At 62.3% G+C, this 17,172-nt stretch carries 9 protein-coding genes; 3 read left to right on the top strand and 6 right to left on the bottom strand.

The window, feature by feature from the left end; genetic code table 11:
* The first annotated feature begins 3 nt into the window (after positions 1-3).
* From C9I47_RS08680 to C9I47_RS17540, 3 genes are all read left to right on the top strand, one after another.
* Positions 4-2,274, top strand: a complete 2,271-nt coding sequence (locus C9I47_RS08680) for a Mov34/MPN/PAD-1 family protein (protein WP_111266390.1) — start codon at positions 4-6, stop codon at positions 2,272-2,274.
* A 68-nt stretch (positions 2,275-2,342) separates the two neighbouring features.
* A complete protein-coding gene (locus C9I47_RS08675; protein ID WP_111266389.1) occupies positions 2,343-2,570 on the top strand; it encodes a hypothetical protein in 228 nt (75 codons plus the stop codon).
* A gap of 379 nt (positions 2,571-2,949) precedes the next feature.
* Positions 2,950-4,509 (top strand): DUF5677 domain-containing protein, encoded by a 1,560-nt coding sequence (locus tag C9I47_RS17540; protein ID WP_145985465.1) that lies wholly within the window; start codon positions 2,950-2,952, stop codon positions 4,507-4,509.
* A gap of 397 nt (positions 4,510-4,906) precedes the next feature.
* Here the strand turns inward: C9I47_RS17540 and C9I47_RS17905 are convergent, their stop codons facing one another.
* The 6 genes from C9I47_RS17905 to C9I47_RS08645 are packed head-to-tail and all read right to left on the bottom strand — an operon-like array spanning position 4,907 to position 17,162.
* A complete protein-coding gene (locus C9I47_RS17905; protein WP_145985464.1) occupies positions 4,907-5,350 on the bottom strand; it encodes a hypothetical protein in 444 nt (147 codons plus the stop codon).
* Positions 5,343-9,710: an RHS repeat-associated core domain-containing protein gene (locus C9I47_RS08665; protein WP_111266387.1), complete on the bottom strand. Its 4,368-nt coding sequence runs from the start codon at positions 9,708-9,710 to the stop codon at positions 5,343-5,345. The genes C9I47_RS17905 and C9I47_RS08665 overlap by 8 nt, the downstream gene beginning before the upstream one ends.
* Before the next feature lie 39 nt (positions 9,711-9,749).
* Positions 9,750-10,220 carry a tetratricopeptide repeat protein gene (locus tag C9I47_RS08660; protein ID WP_111266386.1) on the bottom strand — a complete coding sequence of 157 codons (471 nt, stop codon included), beginning with the start codon at positions 10,218-10,220 and terminating at the stop codon, positions 9,750-9,752.
* Positions 10,217-11,401 carry a FlgD immunoglobulin-like domain containing protein gene (locus C9I47_RS08655; RefSeq protein ID WP_111266385.1) on the bottom strand — a complete coding sequence of 395 codons (1,185 nt, stop codon included), beginning with the start codon at positions 11,399-11,401 and terminating at the stop codon, positions 10,217-10,219. The genes C9I47_RS08660 and C9I47_RS08655 overlap by 4 nt, the downstream gene beginning before the upstream one ends.
* A complete protein-coding gene (locus tag C9I47_RS08650) occupies positions 11,398-12,312 on the bottom strand; it encodes a TolB family protein (RefSeq protein WP_190238641.1) in 915 nt (304 codons plus the stop codon). The genes C9I47_RS08655 and C9I47_RS08650 overlap by 4 nt, the downstream gene beginning before the upstream one ends.
* Positions 12,312-17,162, bottom strand: coding sequence for a right-handed parallel beta-helix repeat-containing protein (locus tag C9I47_RS08645; RefSeq protein ID WP_145985463.1), 4,851 nt, complete (start codon positions 17,160-17,162; stop codon positions 12,312-12,314). Before C9I47_RS08645 ends, C9I47_RS08650 begins: the two co-directional genes overlap by 1 nt.
* Positions 17,163-17,172: the final 10 nt, after the last annotated feature.

Below are 17,172 nucleotides of genomic sequence, written 5' to 3'. Positions count from 1 at the left end.
GACATGGAGTACTTCGAGTTGGGGGAGCCGCTGCCGGGAATCGACCCGGCACTGCTGCAGGATGAGCGGCTGCGGACATTGCTGAGTGCGTGCCAGGCTCACCCCGATATCGAAGTGCGGGAGTTGCGGCGCGTCTCTGGCGATACGAGCTTCGACCTGATCGTGGTCGAAGCGGGCGATGGTACGGTGGCGCCTCGCAACGAGGCGGGCATCCATCGGCGGGAACGACTCGCTCTCTACTACCAGAACGAGAACGGGATTCCATTCCAGGTCCGTGCGCTGCGTCGAGACTTTCCCGACACACTGCATCAGAATGGAGTTGAGTCAGGTACACCCAAATCCCTGTGCCTGTACGAGCAGGATTGGGACACGGTCGAGCGTAGCTGGACGGCCCCCAAGCTGTTGGCGCAAATTCTGCGTTGGTTGGAAAAAATAGCAGACGGCACGCTCCACGCGCAGGATCAAGCGCTCGAGCAGGTGTTTTATGGCTCCGGAATCCAGCTCGTATTACCCGCCAACTTCGCTGCTGAGATTGATAGCCCCAAACATGAGTTGCGACTGCACCGAGCACCCGGGAGTCCGCAGCGTATCGTGCTGATCGGCACGGTAGATGACCGCGATCCAGCAGTTTCCTCGGCCCTGCCCTTCCAAGTGTTGAGTATCGCATTCGATGGAGTCGCCCATCCGCCCATCCAGGCGCCGCCAACCACGTTGGGGCAGTTGCAAGGCCTGTTGGAGCGAGTCGGCACCTCATTGTTTCCAGCGTTGACGGAAATTATTTGCGCGAAGGCACGCGACGGCGCGACCTCTTCCAAGGGAGAGACACGCAAGAAAGTCATGTTGTTGCTGCGCGTTCCGCGGCTACGCGAAAACGTCCGTGAACGCATCGATGTACTGGGCTTTTTGTTGGACGCGGACCTCGCCGGTTTGGGCTTGGCACTGGGTGTGTTGCAGCAAACCCAGCCGAATGGCCCTGCGTTTCCTTTCCATCAACTAAACACACCGCAAGCTACGGCTGTCAGCGATGGAGTTTGGTCGAAGATCGGCCTGATGCCGGTGGACTTGCGTGAGAGCACCACGCGCGCAAGCGCGCGCCACTGGTCAGGTATCAGCGAAGGCGCTGGCGAGTTTCGGGGACTATTGGCTGGCGTAGGCGCGCTGGGCAGCACCTTGGCTGATCTCTGGGCCCGTTCGGGTTGGGGCTGCTGGGACTATGTGGACCCCGATCTGATCGAACCTCACAACCCCATCCGTCACCTTGCCCGCCAAGGCGATGTGGGGCGACCGAAGGTCGACGTGGTCCGGGAGCTGACGGCGGCTACGCTGGGCGAATCATGCTCCGACTCGAACGATCTTCCAGTAAAAGCCAACGCTGGCGATGAGGCAGCCCTGGCGACCGCAATCGCTCGCGCCAGTCTGCTGGTTGATGCGACCACGACGCTGTCGGTACCCCGGGATTGGTCCGAGCGCGAAGTTCCGCGCACGGCGTCGGTTTTTCTCACTCCGTCCGGGCAGGCATCAATACTGTTGCTCGAAGATGCAGCAAGGCGTGTGCGAGCAGCCTCGCTAGAGGCTCAGTACTACCGGGCCGTATTGCGATCCTCCTGGGGCGCCGGTCATCTAACCACTGAATCTGCGGTACGACGCACGGGCGCAGGGTGTCGTGACCATTCTTTGGTGATGTCAGCGGAAAGTGTCCTGCTTCATGCCGCGTTGCTATCGCGTCGGCTACGGCAGTTGGCAGACGGTACTACGGCCTCGATCGGAGTTTGGAGCGCTGATGGCGAGAATGGCGCCGTGTCATTTCAGGACGTGCCCGTCCGTGACATGCGGCAGCTGGCATGCGGAAACTGGAAGATCTATTGGGACGACGGACTCGATGAGCACCTGCGCGCTCTGCGTGCGCGCTCGCTTCCCAACGAAACCGGGGGCATTTTGCTGGGCGTGACGGACCACAAGTTGCGCACGATCCACTTGGTGGATGCATTAAGCGCGCCGTTGGATAGCGCCTCAAGCCCCGAAGGCTTCACGCGAGGACGAGAAGGCGTCACGCAAGCCCGGCAGGATTGTTTGGCCCGGACGGCGAGGATGGTCGATTACGTCGGCGAATGGCACTCTCACCCGCGCGGTGTCGGTGCCACTCCCAGTAGCTTGGACGTCGAACTCCTCGCGCATCTGGCCACGGCTTTAGCCTCAGATGGTATTCCCGGCGTCATGCTGATTGTTGGAGAGCGCGATTTGAGCATTTCATTAGGCTCTGGCATCGATGTATAGCCCAATACCGCGTCCGCTTGCGTGGAAGCCCGTGGTGACTTCCCTCCCACGATTTAGGAGCGATCACGATGTCCAAACGTGAACAGTCCGGCCCCAAAGTCACCCGCACCGCTTCGTCGGTACTGCGCGATCCGGCCAAGTCACTGGCCGGTAGCGCGCTCGCCCAGGTCCGCACCGCTAAACAATCCTCATCTGCCACAGCGCGAACCGCAGGCAAGGCGCTCAATGACGGACGCACCAGCACAAGCCCCCGTTCTCTGGCTGGCAGCGTGCTGACCCAGAAGCCCAAAAGGTAGGTCCAGTTGGCCAGCAGCACTTCGTCCAATTCCGGTGCATGGGGCCAGCTCTCGCACACGGCGTCTGGCATAGTGCGCACTCTGGCCTAGGAGACCTCGAGCATCACGGATGCCCGATCAGTCGACTAACGCGCCTAGCCCTACCCCCGATAAATCCAACTAATCTCCTGCTTATGCTACGTGCGCTTCGCAGCGCACCCGCGACCCACCCGCCTGAAATACTCTTGCAGCCCAGAGAAACGTCCATCACTGCTTGCTTCGGCTAAGCTTTCTATTTCTCATCTCCCCCAGGGATATGATGAATAGATCGTTGGTGGGCGGAACCTGCCAGGCGTTGGCATGGAGCTTATCGAATCCCTTCGAGCAAATGAGTGATTGCATGAAGAAGCGCAAGAAAAAAATGGCTCGTGGATCGAGGGCGCGTTCCAGCTTGGCCTCACACAAGCATGTGGGAAAGCAGCTAATAGCACCAATGATGCAGATACAGAATACGACGGGTGTCTCGTGGCTGAACGATCGCCTCCCGGAAGTCCTATGGGCTGCTTTGATACTTGGCGCGTGTGATCGTGCTGACGGATTAGCGGTGTTTCGTCGGTTCTGCGCTTCCTGTCGAAAGTTCGGTGCGCAAGCCACAGGCCCTGAGCTCAATTGGGACATCACTCTCAGCGCGTTAGCTCACCTTCCCGTCGATGTCACCGGCTGCATCTTAGGCGCCTTGGACGAGACGGGGATTCCGCGGCAGACGCTATCACCATTGCTGTTGTTCCCAGATCTGCCAGGTTTGGACCGTTGGAAGGAATCACTGCCACCGATTACAGAGGCAGACGAGAACAACGCGTGGCAAGCACTCGGCATCGCGGTGGCCAGCACCCTAGACCACCAGTCACAGCCCTCAACTGACATCCGCTGGATGAATGTCCTTTTTAAGGCATTGCTCGGGAAGATTCATTTCCGCCGCGATGCCGACGACGAAATGGTAGAGAGCCTGCGCAGGTATCCCGACTACGGCGACATGCGTAGTGTTAGGCCACGCATTCGGGCAATGGAGATGATCTTTCGAGGGGCACCGAATGGCGACGTAATGCCATCGTCCGCGTGGTGCAAGGATTTCTGGGACAGTTGCTTGGAACGTACTCAGTGTTTACCGCTTGAGCCAACTCAGCCCAAAGATCCTCAGCCCGATCGCGATGCGGTAGCCAAAGATATCGATGATGCCCGACGCAATCTGATCAATCACTGGTCAGAATCGTTGGTGACTTCGGGGCTGGATGCTCGGCATGACATCACGTTTGCGCTTGCCTTCTATGCATTGTCCTGTCTACGCGAGATATGCATGGGGGTCAACTCGCGCATCATTTCGGGCCGGTTGCTAATCAGGACGCTAACGGAGATACGCATCAATTTGGCTTTTATGACCCGGAGCGCCGACCCTCAAATATGGGGGCGCTTCCGTACCTACGGTTCCGGTCAAGCGAAACTGGCGCTCTTGAAGTACGAGGAGACGGGAGGCGACCGGCCCAGTCTAGTGAGTGCGCAAACGCTGGAGGCACTAGCAAATGAAGACTTCTTCGAAGAATTCGTCAACATAGATCTGGGCAGCTGGAGCGGCTCGGACCTGCGTAGGATGTCTGAGAAATGCGACGCCAAGGAGGACTACGACCGCTACTACGGGTGGACCTCGGCTTTCGTGCATGGGCAGTGGGCTGCTGCCCGCGACGCCGTCTTCGCAACGTGCCTGAACCCACTGCACCGGGTGCACCGAGGTCCTATGCCCTCGCAACGCCCTATGGAAAGCTGCGTGCCAGATGGCTTCTATCTCGTCAACCAGATTCTCTCCACTGTGGATGAGAACTATCCTGAATTTTCCTTCCGCTTAACTGCAAGCTCCGCTGTCAACATTCGGGACGACGAGACCACGAGGTCTGCCAAAACGGAGTAGGACAACGGCCGGACCGTCGCAGAACCTTTTAGGACGTGAGCAACCGCCCGCATGGTCTCCGGCGATCACTTTGCCGAAGCATTGGTAGTGCTCTTGCCCGTAAGTGCGCGAGGCTCGCCTTTTCGTACAGTTGGATGGGGCGTCCCTGTCATTCTGTCCAGAGCACCATCCGCTTGCGTCCCGCCGCCCACATGAACATCCGACATGCGATCGTCAGGGTAGCAGCCTTTGCTTACCCGCGATAACCAGCCCTAATCCTATGCCTCCATAGGCACCGATCTTGAGGAGACGACCGAAACCAAAGCTGAGAAATTCTGAGCGCCAGCAGCGATCGCCTCCTGTTCAAGCGGGCTTGGGCTTGTTCTCTCCCCATGGCGTAGCTGCTCGTACACAAGACCTACGGACGGCCATTCCCGACTCGTTGATAGGAAACGCCCTCCCAAGGCTTCTCGACATCAGGGAGCACCTGAAGCGTGCGCCTGTCGCCAAAAAATACGTGCCCCAAATATGGCACCTCGCATCTAGGATCTGACAACTTCGAAAAAGACAGAAAAACGCGGCGGCCTTCCTGATCTAGATCCCATGTCCCATTCCCCGAAAGCGAACCCGAGACATCTTCGTCAGAACAGGCAACTTGGGCAGGCAGCCCAGCAGCTGTGAACTGGCCGTCCGCTGAGAAGTTCAGAGTTGCACCATTATCTGCGCTATTCCATTGACCAATCAACTCTGATGCACTCATATCCGAGCAAGCAGAATTCAATAGCATAAGCATGCATAGCGCGATGCCTATCTTCAGCTTATCTGTCGATAAGATAAATGCTCGATTCATAAATTTATTCACATCCACACTTCGTCAGATCAAAGCTCAAGTTGAAGGTTTGGGTGATCTCAGACATCGGCCCAGTCTTTCTCCAGTTATTCAGTGGATCACCTATATTTCTCCCCCACCACTTAGTGTACCCAAGTATTGGAGGATGAGTCGCAGATTGGATGCTTGAGGAGTTCCACACTCTGACGTTCAGTGTGCTTCCTACTATCTCAAACTTTGTCTTGTAACTACCAAGATATGTAACAGCAATGTTTCCGGTATGCCCGCCTGTGAGCAAGTTTGAGTAGTCATGCAAGTAGAGGAATACACCACTAACTCCACCTACTGAATAATCCCAGTTCCCCTTCCTAGGGAGCGGATTTCCATTGGATTGTTTTCCGGTACATGCCGCCTTCAGAAGACGCTGAAGGTTCGAGTGCTCCCGAAGCTTCTCCGCAAACGGATCACCATCAGTGAACTCACGGTGTCGCGGCCCGTTACCGGTAAGCCACTCCCAGCCTACAGACCAAGGCGATGACTGATCAGCTAGTCCAAGAAGATCGAATGCCATGAGTGGATTGCCGCCAACATACCCATATGTGTTCATCCCACCCGCCAGACCGATCGGATCGCTCTGCGTATACCGCCCCACTACCGGATCGTAATCGCGGAAGTAGTTGTAGTAGAGCCCTGACGCCGCGTCGTAGCGCTGGCCGGGGAAGCGCAGGTCGTAGACGAAAGTGGTGCCGTCGCCGTCGGGGTCGACGTTCGGGGCGGTGTTGCCGAACGGCTCCGTGGCCAGGTCCAGCGTCCAGATCGCCACCTGCCGAGTCGCATCGATGATCGCCCGCGGCGTGCCCAGGTGATCGGCTTCGACGTAATGCAGGGCCGAACCTGAAATGACGCCCACCGGCTGGTCGTCCATCCACACGTACTGCTGGATCGGGGTGCCGGTGATGCCGTACTGGCCCAGCAGGTGCCCTGCCTCGTCGTAGACGAAGATCGTGCTGACCGTCGTCGCACGCAACACCTGCTCGCCGCGGCCGTTGTACTTGTAGGTAGCGCGAAGGGTGCCGGCTTCCTTCGTCAACGACATGCGGCCGGCATCGTTGTAGCCGTACTCGCGCGCCGTGCCGCCGACCGAGGTCAGGTTGCCGGCGGCATCGTAGCCACGCGCGACACCGCCCACCGCCGTCAGCCGATGGCTGTCGGCCGCATAGCTGTACGCCTGCGCGGTGGCCGTACCCAGCGCCAGGCTGGTGCGGTTGCCGGTCGCGTCGTAGGTGTAGGTCTCGACCGGCGCGCTGGCGCTGTCGCTGCGCCCGGTCAACCGGCCAAGGGCATCGTAGTCGTAGCGCATCCGCGGCGTGGTCGCCAGCGCCGCATTGGTCAACTGGGTCAGATAGCCGGCATTGTCGTAGCGCAGGCCGATGTCGAGGCCGCCAGCGCCGGTATCCTTGATGGTGGAGGCGCGGTAGTCCTTGTCGTAGGTCCGGCTCATCACCCGGCCGTTGCCGAAGGTCCAGCCCGCCGACGGGCCCGCCGGGTAGTAGTTCGCGCTGTCCAGCAGCACCTGGCGCGATCCGCCGGCCAGAGCGACGCCGATCTCCGCGATGCGCTCCTGGGTATCGCGGACGTTATCGACCACGGTACCGTCCGGATAGGTGGTCGCCGCCAGCTTGCGTCCCAAGGTGTACGCATAGCGCACGGTGAAGGCCTGCCCCGCCGTGGTCTGGACCTTGCGCACGGTGTTGCCGAAGCGGTCGTAGCAGTAGTCGGTCGAACCGCTCGCGTCGGTGATGCGGGTCAGCCGGCCGACCGTGAAGGTCTCTCCGGCCGCGCATACCGGGCTCGCCACGTCGTAGGTGTAGGCGACGTTCTCAGCCGCGGTCGGATAGACCACCGTGGCGAGCCGGTTGAGGGCGTCGTAGGTATAGGTGGTGGTGATGCCGCGCGCGTCGGTCTGGCTCAGACGGTTGCCGGCATCGTCGTAGGTGTAGGTCGTGGTGCCGCTGTCCGGACTTGCGACCTGCAGCAGGCGTCCCAGCGCATCGTAGCTGTAGGTCGTCGACAGGCTCTTGGGATCGACGACCTCGCGCAGGTTGCCGATGGCGTCGTAGCTGAACTGCGTGGTCGCGGCGATCCCGCCGGTGGCGGCGTCGGACACCGTGCTGACCAGGCGATCGAGGTCGTCGTAGACCTGCATCACCTCGACCAGGTTGGGGTCGACGGTCTTGATCAGCCGCCCGGCTGCGTCATAGGTCAGATTGGTGACCTGACCGCTGGTCGAGCCGGTGAGCCGGATCAGTCGGCTCCATTTGTCGTAGAGGAAGGACTGGACCCGCCGCTGCGTATTGCCCGCGGTGTAGGCCTCTTCCCTGGTGCGGTTGCCGACCGAGTCCAGGGTGTAGCGGATCTCGTTGCCGGCCTGGTCGCGGATCGTGGTCAGCCGGTCGCGGCTGTCGTAGATCATCGTGACGGTGTTGCCGTCGGGCGTGGTGATCTGGGTCAGGTTGCCGCGTGCATCGACCTGGTATTGGGTGATCGCATCGTCGGTGGTGATCGCGTCGTTGGCGCCGCGCACGATCGACTGCTGCAGCCAGCCGCGCGGATGGTAGACCATCTCGGCGGCCACGCCGTTGGCATCGCGGATCCGCACCGGACGGCCGCTGGCGTCGTAGCGCAGGAACTCGGTGGCCTGCCCCAGTGCGTTGGTCACCGCCTTCAGATCGCCGCGCCGGACGCAATCGCCGCTGGTGCCGCCGCAACCGCCGGTGCTGGTTGTCCCGTAGTAGCTGAACGACGCGATGTCGTTGACGTCGGTTCGCGGGCCGTCGATCGACTTGACCAGCGAAATGTCCGGGCAGGTCGAGGCGCCGGCAGCGGCCTCGGCCGATGAGCAGTAGCTATAGGTGGTGGTCGCAAACGTGCCGTCGTCCTTGCGCTGGCGGACGCTGGCGATCGCGCGCGGGATGCCGCCGCCATCGCGGACAAAGGTGTATTCGGTGCGGAACAGCTGCGGGTTCGCGCTGGAGACGGTCTGCTCGCTCGCCACCCAGCCGTTGTCGTAGGTCCAGGTACTGGTGACCACTTCCCCGCTGTCCAAGGTGGTGCTCTCGCTGAGCAACTGGCCGGTGGCGGTGTAGGTCGTATCAGTGGCCTTAAGCAGCGCCAGCGCGGCCCCGGACTTCTCCCACAACTCGGTCCGGGAAATCTGGTTGTTGGCGTCGTAGGTGTAGCGCAGCTCGTGACCGTCGGGGCCGACGTTCCTGGTGAGATAGCCTTCGGCGTTGTACTCGCGACGGCTCACCCGGGTCTGCAGGGTGCTGCCGGTCGCGCTCTTCACCGTCTCGGTGATGGTGGTGACGCCGAGCGAGGGATAGGCCAGCACGAAGGTGCTGCCGCCCTCGACCTGTTTGGTGACGCGATCCTTGTTGTCGAAGGTGTTGACGACGGGCTGCGCGCCGGTGCCGTCGAGGATGGTGGTGATGTTGTGGGCGTCGTTGGCGTCGACGTAAGCGAAGCTTTGGGTGTAGTCGTCCAGCCCCGCGATCGAGACCAGGTTGCCGGCCGTCGCGCTGCCGACGACGTCGTGCCCGTAGAGGATCTCGCGGCCGTCGCTGGCGACCAGGCGGGTGAGGCGTCCGGTCGAATCGTTGTACTCGAAGTCGACGAAGTAGCCGGTCAGCGTGCCGTCGGCGCCGCGCTCCTGGATCCGGGTCAACCGCGGCTGATAGGCGACGACCATCGGCGCGGTCGGGTCCACCGCACGCGGCGAGGTGCCCACCAGCGGCAGCTTGCCGCGGGCATCGTAGATGAAGTCCTGGCGGGCGCCGGAGCGCGCGACCCGGGCGGTGAGGCGGCCGCTGGCATCGTAGAGATCGCTGTTGCCGTCGCGGTAGCGGAACTGGTAGGTGCCGTCGCCCTTCTCGGTCAGCTGGCCCTGGGAGCCGCCCTGCGGGGTGACATAGGCGCCACCGCTGAACACGAACTTGTCGCGCCGGCCACACCCTGTGCGGATGATGATCGAACCGTCGGGGTACTCGAACAGCCGCTGGTCGTGGAAGAACGCCCAGCCATAGCCGACGGCGCTGTCATAGGTCGAATGACTGTCGTAGTTGCGCACCACATTGATGGGCATGACCGCGCCTATCGACAGGTCGGTGTAGCTCAGGTGCAGGCTGCCATCCTTGGTCCAGATCGGATCGGCGACGCTCGCTCCCTGGAAGCCAGGCGTGTTGCCGCCGCTGCAGCTGCAGCCGTTGCATGCCCGCTGAGGTGGCCCGCCGGGCTGGGCTTCCGGTGTGTAGGAGGCCCGAAAGCCGTCGGCATGTGCGGCAAACGTGCAGAACCAGAACAGTACGGCGGCCAGATGGAAGCGGAAGCGACGCATGCTGCGAATCCTTTGCGGCGAATGAAGCGCCAGCGGGGGTCAGGGGGTGGGAACGGCGGCGCGTGCCCGCCCGCTCTGGGTCATGAACAGGGCATTGGCGGCTTCGGCTTCGCGCCCCAGGCCCATCGCCGACAGCACCTGGCTGCGGCGCAGTTGTACGGCAGGAAAGCCCGGGCGCAGCTGCGCCACGCGATCGAAGCTCGCCAGCGCCTGGCGGTATTCCTGGCGCTGGAACTGCAGGTCGCCCAGCAGCAACAACGCGTTGCTGTTGTCGACATCCAGGCGCAACGCTGCCCGGGTCTGGACAAGGGCATCGTCCAGCTGTCCGGTGAGGCGGTAGTCGCGTCCGAGTTGGACCAGGTCCTCCGCCGTGCGCTGTTCGGGCGGGATCCGCTCGATCGCCGCGATCCGCTCATGGACAGTGCCGGGCGACCGCCCTTGGCCATTGGCCGCCGGGCTGCACGCCAACAGCAAGAGCATGGAAAGTACGAGAAAGATCGCCGGTCTCATGGTGCCGCCTCCGTGGTGGGTACTGCGCTGGCATCGCCCGCCGCCGGCTCGACCCAGACCCGCAAGGTGGCCGTGCCGTAATTGCCTTCATAGCCGCGGATATTGGCGGTGAGGTAGTGCTCGCCGGGGTTGACCACCGTGCTGTCCCAGTTCCAGGTCATCGGCAGCACACCGACCTCGGTTTCGAACACGAAGATGCCATCGGTGAAGAACACCGGTTCGAAGCGTCGTTCCAGTACGCGCCCGCGCACATCCGCCGGCACGTCCAGGCGGACCGGCACCATGCCCGAGACCACATGACGCCCCTGCTCGTCGCGCTCGAAGTCACCCAGCAGGGTCAGCTCGACCGGCACATCGCCGCGCGTCTCCAGCGGCTGGTCGGCGTGGAAGAACATCCGCGTCTTCTGCGGCTTCTCCTTCCTGTCCCGGGTCCCGAGCGGCCGCATGGCGACAAACCGGACCTGATCGGCATCTTCTCCGACGAACACCGTGTTGTGCGGCAAGGTGTAGGCGCGCACCGTGGGCGAGATCATCGGGTGCCGGGCCAGATTCATCACCCGCGAGGCGTCCCAGCCATCCCAGGCCAGTTCGTGATCGCCGGCATCGCGCGCGACCCAGTCCACGACCGTGCGCACGTAAGGGCCATCCATCAGACCGAAGCGGACATTGATGCGGGCCGGATGATCGAGGCGGAAGCGAAGCTTGCCGCTGGCCGCGTCCCAGACCGGTTCGTGCGCCAACAGCGCCTCGCTGCCGGTACTGTCGGTGAGGTCGTGGACCACTTCGCCGGCAGCGCTGCTGGCGCGAATCACGTAGTGGTAGGCCTCCGACGGCACCGGTTCGCCACTGGCGTCGTGGCCGTTCCACCCCAAAGCATGGGGGCCGGGCTCGACCTGGACCGGGTCGCTGCGATAGATCAGTGCGTCGCGACCGTCGTACATCTCCAGGACGACCTCGGCGGCAGCATCGATGGCGTAGCCGATGGACACGCGTTCGCCCGAAACTGGATCGATGCGATCACGATCGGTACTGACGTCGGTGATACGGAACGGGGCCTGCTTCGGGGCCTCGGAAGGCGGCGATGCGCCCGCTTCCACAGAGGCCGCACTGGAAGGCGCCTGCTGCTGGCAACCGCAAAGGAACGCAAGGATCACCAGCAGGCCAAGTGCGGAGCGGCTCATTCGTTCGCTCCATGGACGGCGACGACGGGCATCCGGGCGCCATCGGGCGTCTTCGTCAGACGGGCGATCTGTCGGGTGTCGATGTCGAGCTTCCAGAGATCGAGCCCGCCCTCCCGGGTGGACTCGAAGATCAACGAGCGGCCGTCGGCCGACCAGGCCGGACGTGCGTCCAGCGCGACGTCGTTGGTGAGGGCCTCACTCTCGCCGCCGGGATGGCGCAGCCACAGATCGTAATTGCCGTTGCGATTGCCCGAGTAGGCGATCGTGCCGTCGTCGCGAAGGGACAGGTCAAAGTGGTACAGCTCGTTGACGGTGACCTGCTCCATCGAGCGGTCAGAGAGCTTCAACCGCCAGATATCGTGGAACTGACCGCCCATGCCCGACAGGAAGTACAGCCACTCGCCATCCGCGGACCAGGCCGGATCATGCTGTAACCCCGGCGTGGAGGTGAGCTTGGCATGCTCGCCGCTGGCCATGTCGAGCATCCAGACGTCGTTGTCGTAGGTGCTTTCGTTGACGCCGTACGAGAATGCAATGCGCTTCCCATCCGGGGAAATCACCGCATCCTGGATCCCGGGCATCTGGGTCTGGATCACGGTGCGCTCGCCGCTCGCCACGTCGACCCGGAACAAGCGGCCGTCCTGGAAGTTGACCAGCAGCTCCCGTCCGCCCGGAAACCACGAGATCCGCGAGACGTCGAGCTCGTCCTTGGTCAGGAGGCGTGCGCCCTCGCCGTCGACATCCGACACCCACGCCTTCCAGTAACCGTCGTTCTGGGCGAGGTAGGCCAGCGACGCCTCCTCCGGGGAAGGCGACTTCTCGCGCGCGCAGCCGGCGAGCACCAGGGCCAGCACCGTTGCCGCGAGTGCGACCGGGAAAGCGATGTTTCTCATGAGCAGCGGTCGCGTCATCATTGGTGCAGGTTCACCACGCCGCGGTACACCGTACTCTGCCCGCTATTGGCCGAACGGGCCTCGATCGCGAAGGTGTAGGCCCCCTCCGGTGCGACCTGGATCTGCGAAGGCTGCGCCGGGTCGTAGCCACGCCATTCGATAACATGGTCGTTCGGAGTGCCGGTCCCGTCGGCCGCGGCCTGCAACGCGTTGTCCAGAAGCACGACCGCCGACGGGCCATGGATATCCGTATCGCCCGGAGGCAGCAGCACGAAGCGGACGAACGCATCGTCGCTCAGGCGATAAGCCATGCGGGTGATCTGCTCATAGCTGTGGGTCACCAGATAGGGATCGGCCTTGACCTCGATATTGGGCGCCGGCTGGATGCCGGTGATCTCCGGCCTGGCGGCCAGCACTTGGATGGCGTTGGCGGCGACGTAGGTCGAATCGGTGGTCAGGATCTCCACTTCGGAATCGATGACGTGACCCTCGGGATCCCGGCCGTCCCAGTACACCCAGTGGGTACCGGCGGGATAGTAGATGTTCTCCCAGGCATAGAACGGGCTGCCCCCGACCGGGGTCACCTGCATGCTGATCAGGCCCGGTTGGGCGAGCGTGATCGAGCCCTTATAGAACTCGTTCCGGTAGGGGCGGTACATCGACGGCGCACTGCCGGTTGTGATCGCCACACCGGACTGGGCCTGAAAGTCGGCACGCATCGAGTCGCGCCCGTCATCGGCGATGAGCACGGCCCGGTACATCCCGGGCTCGACCATGGCACCACCTGCATCACGACCGTTCCAGGAGAACCCGTATTGGCCCGGATCCGCGAAGCTTTGCTCGTACTGGTAGACCAGACCGTAGTCCGACTGCCGTCGGATCTCGGTCTTCACCGTGCCTCCCCGGCTGATCGTGAACACGCCCTGGGCGCTCGACGCGGGGTCGAGCGGCTGGATCTGGCGGACCGTCGTCGCGACGCCGGTCACGTTGATCGCCAGAGGGCCCGTGGCCGCCGTCAGAGGCGTGCCGATGTCCACGCTCGGCGAAGAACTGGCACCGGTATAGATCGTGGCACGAATGTCGGCCGGGTCCGTCACCTGCCACCAGTTGCCGGTCGCATCCAAAGTCACGGTCGACGGACTGGAGAATCCACGCGCTGAGTAATTGGTCCCATTGGCATAGATGTTGTTGCCGGTCGTCACCGGCAACGGATTGTTGGCGGTACCGCTTTGATTGCCGATCACCGCTATGCCGTAGTCGTTCGACGTGATCTCGTTGTTCGACGAGATCGTCGGGCTGCTCTTGGACTCGACCGTGATTCCCTGGGTGTTGAAGCGGATCAGCGATTCCTGAACGGTGCCTTGACCACCGGCAAAATCAAACCCATACGTGGAGTGCTCGATACGCGCATGCTCGACGTTCATCACACCGCCCGCACGCACCACCACACCATACCAATCGCCCCTCTGCCGGATCCGCTCGGCCGATCCGAAGACAATGCGCTGTGCCGGAGTACCTCCCGCGTTCAATGTGCCATCAACGAACAAGCCACGGCCCGGAACAAAGCGTATCTCTGCCCCGGGGTCGATCGTCAGCGTGGCCCCCGCGGTAACAGTCGTGTGTCCCAGCACCTCATACTCGCCGGCTCCCAAAGTCTGATCGGCATCGATAAGCCCCAGCAGCGAGCTTCCGTTGAAGACTGCACTACCACCTGGCCCGTCCAGATAGCCGGAGAAGTCGACATACGGAGCCGCGGAGCTGTTCTTGCGGTCGTAAATCGACTGCGAGATCCGAGTGGGATCCAGCGTTCCCCACCAATTGCCGGTCGCGTTCAGCACATGCGAGGAGTTTCCAGAAAAGTTAGCCGCATAGATGCTGTAGTCCGCATTGCCATGAATGGCGTTAGCATTAATCGTGACATTGGGCTGACGTATCAGGCTGCTGCTGCCGTATACATAGATACCGCGATCATTGCCCTTAATCAGGTTTCCGGCGTTGATCACCGGGGCGCTATCCGTACCCACATAGACGCCATACCTGTTGTTGACCATCTCGTTCGACTGAATCGTTGGCGCAGCGATGGAGCTGGTCGAAGCTCCCTTGACGTTGACTCCTGTGAGGTTAGACAAGAACCGACTATTGGTGATGGCGATCGAAATGGGGACGTACAGCCCGTTCTCAGCACAATGGATATCGGCATGGTCGACTGAACCGCTTGAACCCGTCTGATAGAGCACTCCGCCCCAATCATTGCGATCCCGGGCCGATGCGTCGCAGGCCACAGCGAGCGGTTTGAACACCACGCGGGACTGCGCGGTGCCCGATACATTCAATGTCCCACGCACCACGAACGGCAGATCGGCGACCGGTGTAACTCGGGTCCCGGCAGGCACCTGGACGCTCACGCCGGTATCCACTTCGACCCGGCCGAGCATCAGATGCTCCGTCACGGCGAGCGTCTGATTGGCGCTGATCCGTCCGTTCAGGGTCGGGCCCGTCCAGGCCGCTGTTCCACCAGCCGCATCCAGATAGCCCGAGTAGTCGACCACAGGCTGGGTGGAAGTGTTGTCAGACCAATCGCGGATCATGTTGGCGCTGATGGCCGTAGGATCTGTGGTACCCCACCAGTTGCCGGTAGCATCGATACGAGCGTTGCTGGCGTCACCGAAGCTGCTCGTATAAAACGACTGTGTCCGACTGCCTTCAATAGAGTTGCCCGTGACTACAGGAGACGGGTTCTGTGCCGATGAGCTGTTGCCGTAGACGTACAGCGCATAACGGTTGTCGATGAACAGGTTGCCGCCAGTGATCGTCGGCGAGGAATTGATATAGGCAACCACGCCATAGGCATTGCCCCGGAACTCGTTCCCTGTCGTGATACTGGGCGTGATCCGCGCGGAGGCGGCAGCCTGTGTCCTGATGCCTCGATCGTTGTTCAGAAACCGTGAGTTATGAACCTCGCCCGTCCCCCCGTTCAAGAACAGGGCGATGTCCGCGCAATGGAACTCGGCGTAGTTGACCGCAGCCGTCGCACCAGGAACCACCTCGATGCCGAACCAGTCGCTGCGATCACGGGCGACGCCATCGCAGGCCGGGGTCGTCGGCCGGAACACAACCCTGGAATTCGATGTGCCCGTGATCGACAACGCACCGCGCACCAGTATCCTGCTGCCCTCCGCAGCGGTCAGGTGCGTGCCGGCATCGATCGAGAGCGTCACCCCTGGATCCACGATGATGCTGCCAAAGGTCTGGACTTCTTCTCCCTGCAGTGTCTGGTCCGTGGTGATCCGCCCCAGCAAGGTCTGGCCGGCGAAGAACGGCGCACCATTGGGGCCATCCAGGTAGCCGGAAAAGTCCACGATGGGCATGTCGCTGCTGTCGAGATTGCTGGCGTCGTGCCAATCGACAATTTTGGCGGCGATTGTGCTGTGGTTTGTGGTCTCCCACCAGTTGCCGGTCGCGTTGACGGTCGCTGGTGGACCCACTTTGAAACTGTCGGTGGATATGCCCCGAGTGTTGCTGAGCAGGATCTGATTGCCGGTTATGACGGGTTCGGGATCCTGCATCTGGCTGGCGCCGGCACCGCCACTCAGATAGATTGCATCGGCATTTGCGGAAAACAGGTTGTTTGCGGAGACGATCGTGGCGCTGTTGGGCCTTACCAGCGCACCAATGGTGTTGTTGCTGAACTCGTTCTCGGCGGTTATGACAGGCGCAATGATCGAAGATGGATCCGCGCCCTGGGTGCGGACACCGCGGGTGTTGTTCACGATGCGCGAATGGCTTACCGAGCCGGTACCTCCCTCGAAGTTGACGCCTGTATTGGCGCACTGGACCTCGGCATACTCCAGGTCGGCCAGGCCGCCAGCCAACACCTCGATCCCCAACCAATCGCTGCGCCGGGTGCTGCCGTTGCAGGCGCTCGCGGTGGCCTTGAACGTGGCCAGTGCTGTCACGGATCCCGCCACGACCAGGTGACCTTGCGCGATCAGCTTGTAGTTGCCGGCAACGGTGACGGCCGCGCCGGGCTGGATCCACAGGGTCGTCCCGGGAGCGACCGTCAGGTTCCCGGTAAGCGAATAGGCGCTGCCGTCGCCCTTGGTCCAGACCGTATCCTGGGATATCAGGCCTGTCTGGGTACGCACCAGCGTGTTGGTGTAGCCGGTCTCGACCGTGTTGGACGTCGCGCTGGTCCCGCCTGCGTCCGTGGCCGTGGCGTAGATCGCGTTGGCGTCGTCCTCCAGCGGCACCCAAGTGGAGAACGCGCCATTGACGTCCGCGGTCACCGACCGGGTGTAGCGGCCATTGACGAAGAAGCGCACTTCGCTGTTCGCCGCGGCGGCGCCGGAGATCGTGATCGGATTGTCCGTCGTGGTTGCCGGGATGCCGTCGAGTGCGGGGGGGCTGGGAGCAACCATCGGCTGCACCTCGGAAGCGCCGCTCACGCTCGCAGCTTGCGCCTTCATCACCGGCTCAGCGGGTGCCGGCAGGTGGCTGGACACGTAGCGAATCAGATGTTCATCCGAAGCCGTCGCAAAGCGGGCCTCCGGCATGTCCAACCGCAGAATGTTCGCGCCACGATCCAGTTCGGCCACAACGGCGAAGTCGCCACTCTCGTTGGCGCGAGTCCTGGCAACAGCAGCGCCATTCACCTCGACCACGACCGCCTGCCCGGGGCGCGCGATTCCCGTCAATGTGATCTCCGACCCGTAGACCGTCTGCGGCAGCGGGTACAGGATCACATCCGGCTCGGCCAGCTGCGCGGCCGCCATGAACACGGGCGCGATCAGCGCAGCACCCAACAACCAGGCGACCCTCGGCTTGCGAAACATGCCGAACCGGTTACGCCGCACATCATCCTTGGCCATGGCAGCTCTC

The organism is Marilutibacter maris, assembly GCF_003233695.1.
GTDB classification, from domain to species: domain Bacteria; phylum Pseudomonadota; class Gammaproteobacteria; order Xanthomonadales; family Xanthomonadaceae; genus Marilutibacter; species Marilutibacter maris.
The sequence above is the reverse complement of the archived record's forward strand: the minus strand, read 5'-3'. Positions and strand labels throughout refer to the sequence as shown.